Genomic DNA, 4,582 nt, shown 5'->3' with positions numbered 1-4,582 from the left:
ACCGGGTGGTGGCCTTGCTGAAGGCGCAGCCACACCTTCCTTGACCGCCCAGCATACAGGCCGGGTGAGACGGGATCGCGAAAGCTCACCAATCGCTGCACGGATGTCATTCACCCTGAAGCTCAGCGCAGTAGGCTCTGCCTTGATCCCCTCAGGCTTGTGAAACAGGTCAATCTCTGTGCCGCCGCAGTGATAGACCACCTTTCCATGAGGCCGTTCCTCTCCTGCAGGCAGCGCCAGGGCCCAGTCGTAGAACGCGCCCCCGAGCAAGATCGCGAACCGGAAGCATCTCCGTCACCTGACTGGCACCGAATTGCAGGGCACCTCATGAACTGGCCCCCATTTCGACCGGACACCGGGCATAACCATGGAGGCTTAGGCATATGCCTAAGCACGTGCTTATGTCAGAGATCGAGATCATCACCGATGGTGGCCATCGGCGCCGCTGGACTGCCGCCGAGAAGCTGCGGATCGTCGAGGAGACACTGGATGGACAGGCCAGCATCTCGGTCGTGGCGCGGCGCAATGGCGTAGCGCCAAACCTGTTGTATCGTTGGCGGCGTCTGATGCTGGAAGGGGGAAGCGTTGCGGTGACCGAAGACGACGATGTGACCAGCAATAGCGTGGTTCGCGAGATGGAAAACCGCATCCGTGAACTTGAGCGCCAGCTTGGCCGCAAGACGCTGGAGGCCGAGATCTTGCGGGAAGCCCTGGACAAGTCACGGGTAAAAAACCGACCTTGCTCGCGGGGTCGCCATTGAAGGGCGGTTTCCAGTGAAGGCGGTGGCCGAGATGTTGGGGGTTTCCCGCTCCAACCTGGTCAACCGGCTGCAGGGCAAAGCAAAGCCGCGGCGGCGCTACCATAAAGCGCAAGACGCGGCGTTGGTGCCGCTCATCACAGCACTCGTGGCGGCGCGGCCGACCTATGGCTACCGTCGCATCACCGCAATCCTGAACCGCCAACTGCGATCGGAAGGCTTGGCGCCGTGCAATCACAATCGCACTTACCGGATCATGAAAGCACACAACCTGCTGCTGGCCCGCAAGTATTGCGAGCGGCCGCAGCACATCCATGACGGCAAGGTTATTGTGATGCGCTCGAACCTCCGCTGATGTTCAGATGGCTTCGAGTTCGCTTGCTGGAACGGCGACATCGTCCGCGGCGCCTTCATCATTGACGCTCATGATCGCGAGATCATCGCCTGGAGAGCAGTGGTCAATGCCGGGATCAGCGGGTCCGACATCCGCGACATCATGCTCGAAGCCGTGGAGCGGCGGTTCAAGGCACTGCGCGCACCAGCGACAATCGAGATGCTGACCGACAATGGGCCGCCTTACATCGCAAAGGATACCCAGATCTTCGCCCGTCAGCTCGGGCTGAAGCCCTGCTTCACGCCGATCCGCAGCCCGCAGAGCAACGGCATCGAAGCGAACCGCAAGCTCCCGTGGCGATAGGTCGGGCTCTTCCAGCGCCAGAGCGACAATCCGGTCACGCACAGTGTCGGGGATGCGGTTCCAGACCCTGGACGGCCGTGAGGGGTGGTCTTCCAAGCCTTCCGGGCCGTGTTCGACATATCGATCATACCACCGGTAAAAGGTCGTGGGCGGCACCCCGATCTGTGCCAAAGTCCTGCGAACCGGCAGGTGGGATTGCTCGACGATGCGGATGATCTCGAGCTTCTCGGATGCTGGGTATCTCATTCGTGCCCGCCCCCCAACCCCGGTCGTGTTTTTTTTTGAGCAGGCGGTTCTCGAGGGTGAGGTCCGCCACAACCTCCTTGAGCGCCAGAGCCTCGGCGCGCAAATCCTTGACCTCGCCACTGGTTGCCTGGCGCGCCGTGTCACCGGCGAGGCGCTTCTTGCCCGCCTCGAGGAACTCCTTCGACCAGCTATAATACAGGCTTTGGGCGATCCCTTCGCGGCGGCACAGCTCGGCAATGCTGTCCTCGCCCCGCAGGCCAGCAAGCACAATCCTGATCTTCTCTTCGGCGTTGTGGATCTTGCGCGTCGCCCGGCGGATGTCTTTGACAGACCTGTCAGCCTCGACTTTCGTCGTTACGGGTTTCTTGCTCATCTTCGCTCCATAAGGGCTACGATGAGCCAGAAACCCTCCGTCACACAATCGGCCTAATCNGGAGGGCAGATCAATGACGACGATGATTAGCATGTTGGCGATCGACTTGGCGAAGGGCAGCTTCCAGGTCTGCGCCGTTGGGCCGGAGGGGACGGTTCTATACAACCGAAGTTTGTCGCGGACGCGTCTGGCGACGCTTCTTGCCGAGCAGCCCGCATGCATCGTTGCAATGGAAGCCTGCGCCACGTCGCATCACTGACACTGTTGGCCATTCAGGCTTGCAGGGAGTTAAGCCGTGGAAACGCTGGAGGGCGCCATGGCTATGCATCCATCATTGATCGATCCTGTTCCCGAGGAAACGGCACGCGTGGCCCGGGCTGCTTTTCGCAAAGGCACCTTGCTGATGCGGGTTCGCGATGAGATCGGCGTTCTCTACGAGGATGCCATGTTTGCGGACCTTTACCATGCCCGGGGGCAGTGGGCGATTGCGCCATGGCGGCTGGCGTTGGTCACACTGTTCCAGTTCCTCGAAAACCTGTCCGATCGCCAAGCGGCCGAGGCGGTGCGCAGCCGCATCGACTGGAAGTATGCCCTGGGTCTGGAACTGACCGATCCGGGATTTGACTTCTCGGTTCTCTGCGAGTTCCGTGCACGCCTGCTGGCCGGCGGTCAGGACCAGTGCCTGTTGGAGATCCTGCTCGAGCGTTTGGGCGCGCATGGCCTCATCAAGTCGCGTGGCAAACAACGCACCGACTCCACTCATGTTCTGGCCGCGATCCGCACGCTTAACAGGCTGGAGTTTGTCGGGGAGACCCTGCGGGCGGCCCTCCATGCCCTGGCCCAAGCCGCCCTTGCCTGGCTGGTCCAACACGGTCGATCAGACTGGGCAGAGCGATACGGCGCCCGAGTCGAGCAGTATCGTCTTCCCAAGAGCTTGGCCGCGCGTCAGGCGCTGGCTGAAGCCATCGGCACGGATGGTCACGACCTGCTGGTCGCTTTGTTGAACGAGCGGGAGGGCTTCTGGCCGGATCGGCCGCTGGCCGTGGAGCGGCTGCGGCTCGTCTGGATCCAGCAGTTTTACCATGACGGAGACAGCGTCCGCTGGCGCGAGCCGGCCGATCAGCCGCCGGTGAGCGGGCGCCTTCATTCGCCCTACGATCCAGAAGCTCGCTACGCCAAAAAGCGCAACATCGGCTGGATCGGCTACAAGGTCCATCTGACCGAGACCTGCGACGCCGACCGGCCGCACCTGATCACGGATGTCCAGACCACGGCGGCGGGCTTGGCCGATGTCGCCATGACGGCGACGGTTCACAGTGCTTTGGCTTCACGCGGATTGCTCCCGGCCATTCATGCGGTGGACTCCGGGTATGTCAACGCCGACCTGCTAGTCGCCAGCCGGGTCAGTTATGCCTTGGAACTACTCGGCCCAGCCTTACCGGACAGCAGTCGACAGGCCCAGGCTGGGCAAGGGTTCGATCTCAGTGCCTTCACCATTGACTGGTCCGAGCGCATCGCCCGATGCCCAGCAGGTCAGATCAGCCAAAGCTGGAAAGAGGAGCGGGATGAACGAGGCGTTGCCGTTGTTCGAATTGGCTTCTCTCAGAAGAGCTGTAATTCCTGCCCCAGCCGGGTCTTGTGCTCCCCTTTCAAGCCTGGTTGTCGGGCGAACCCTCGGCGTCTGACGATCCTGGAACAGCCTGCCCATGAGGCCTTGCAGGCCCGCCGTCGGGAACAGAACGGCGAATTGTGGAAAACGCATTATGCGTGTCGCGCCGGTATTGAGGGCACGCTGTCGCAGGGCATCCGCAGCTTCGGCTTGCGTCGCTGCCGCTATCTCGGGCAGGCCAAGACCCATCTTCAGCACGTTTGTACCGCAGCAGCTATGAACCTCGTGCGTGTCGATGCATGGCTGCGCGGCCAGCCTCGAGCGCGCACCCGCCAGTCACAGGTAGTTGCACTGCTTGCAGCCGCATGACGTCGCCCCGCCGAATGGCCAACAGTGTCATCACTGGGGCCGGGTGGCACAACGGCACGGCCACGAGGTTCGGCTTGTCCCGGCGGCCTACGTGAAGCCGTTCGTGAAGCGCCAGAAGAATGATCGCGCGGACGCAGAGGCCATCGCGGAGGCGGCCTTGCGTCCGACCATGCGCTTCGTCGCGGTGAAGAGCGCCGAGACCCAGGCGCGCGCGGTCGCATTCCGGACGCACCAATGCCTGGTCCGGCAACGCACGCAGCTCATCAACGCGCTTCGGGGACATCTGGCGGAGGTCGGACTTGTGGCGCCGAAGGGACCGGCGAGCCTGAAGGTGCTGGAGAACGCGCTGGAAGACGAGGCCACGGACCTGCCAAGCCCGGTTCGGGAGATGGGCACGATTTACCTCGACCAAATCGCGCAGCTCACCGAGGTGATCGAACAACTGGCGGACGAACTCGAGGCGGCATCGAAGACAGATGCACAGCTGCGACGATTGTGCACCATCCCCGGGATCGGCCCGGTCACCGCGG

At 62.5% G+C, this 4,582-nt stretch carries 2 protein-coding genes and 3 pseudogenes; 4 read left to right on the top strand and 1 reads right to left on the bottom strand.

The window, feature by feature from the left end:
- Window positions 1-383 precede the first annotated feature (383 nt).
- Window positions 384-1,425: pseudogene (locus IEX25_RS19495) on the top strand (IS3 family transposase); the annotation flags it as partial.
- Here IEX25_RS19495 and IEX25_RS19490 read toward each other — a convergent pair.
- Window positions 1,426-2,074: pseudogene (locus IEX25_RS19490) on the bottom strand (helix-turn-helix domain-containing protein); the annotation flags it as partial.
- 73 nt (window positions 2,075-2,147) lie between these two features.
- Between IEX25_RS19490 and IEX25_RS19485 the strand changes: the two are divergent.
- From IEX25_RS19485 to IEX25_RS19475, 3 genes and pseudogenes are all read left to right on the top strand, one after another.
- Window positions 2,148-2,333, top strand: a complete 186-nt coding sequence (locus tag IEX25_RS19485; RefSeq protein WP_229665513.1) for a hypothetical protein — start codon at window positions 2,148-2,150, stop codon at window positions 2,331-2,333.
- A 57-nt stretch (window positions 2,334-2,390) separates the two neighbouring features.
- Window positions 2,391-4,052: an IS1182 family transposase gene (locus tag IEX25_RS19480; protein WP_188717366.1), complete on the top strand. Its 1,662-nt coding sequence runs from the start codon at window positions 2,391-2,393 to the stop codon at window positions 4,050-4,052.
- Window positions 4,053-4,110: 58 nt separating this feature from the next.
- Window positions 4,111-4,582: pseudogene (locus tag IEX25_RS19475) on the top strand (IS110 family transposase); the annotation flags it as partial.

The organism is Paracoccus acridae (assembly GCF_014642735.1).
Lineage (GTDB): Bacteria > Pseudomonadota > Alphaproteobacteria > Rhodobacterales > Rhodobacteraceae > Paracoccus > Paracoccus acridae.
Note: the sequence above shows the minus strand (reverse complement) of the source record. Positions and strands in the feature narration are given on the sequence as shown.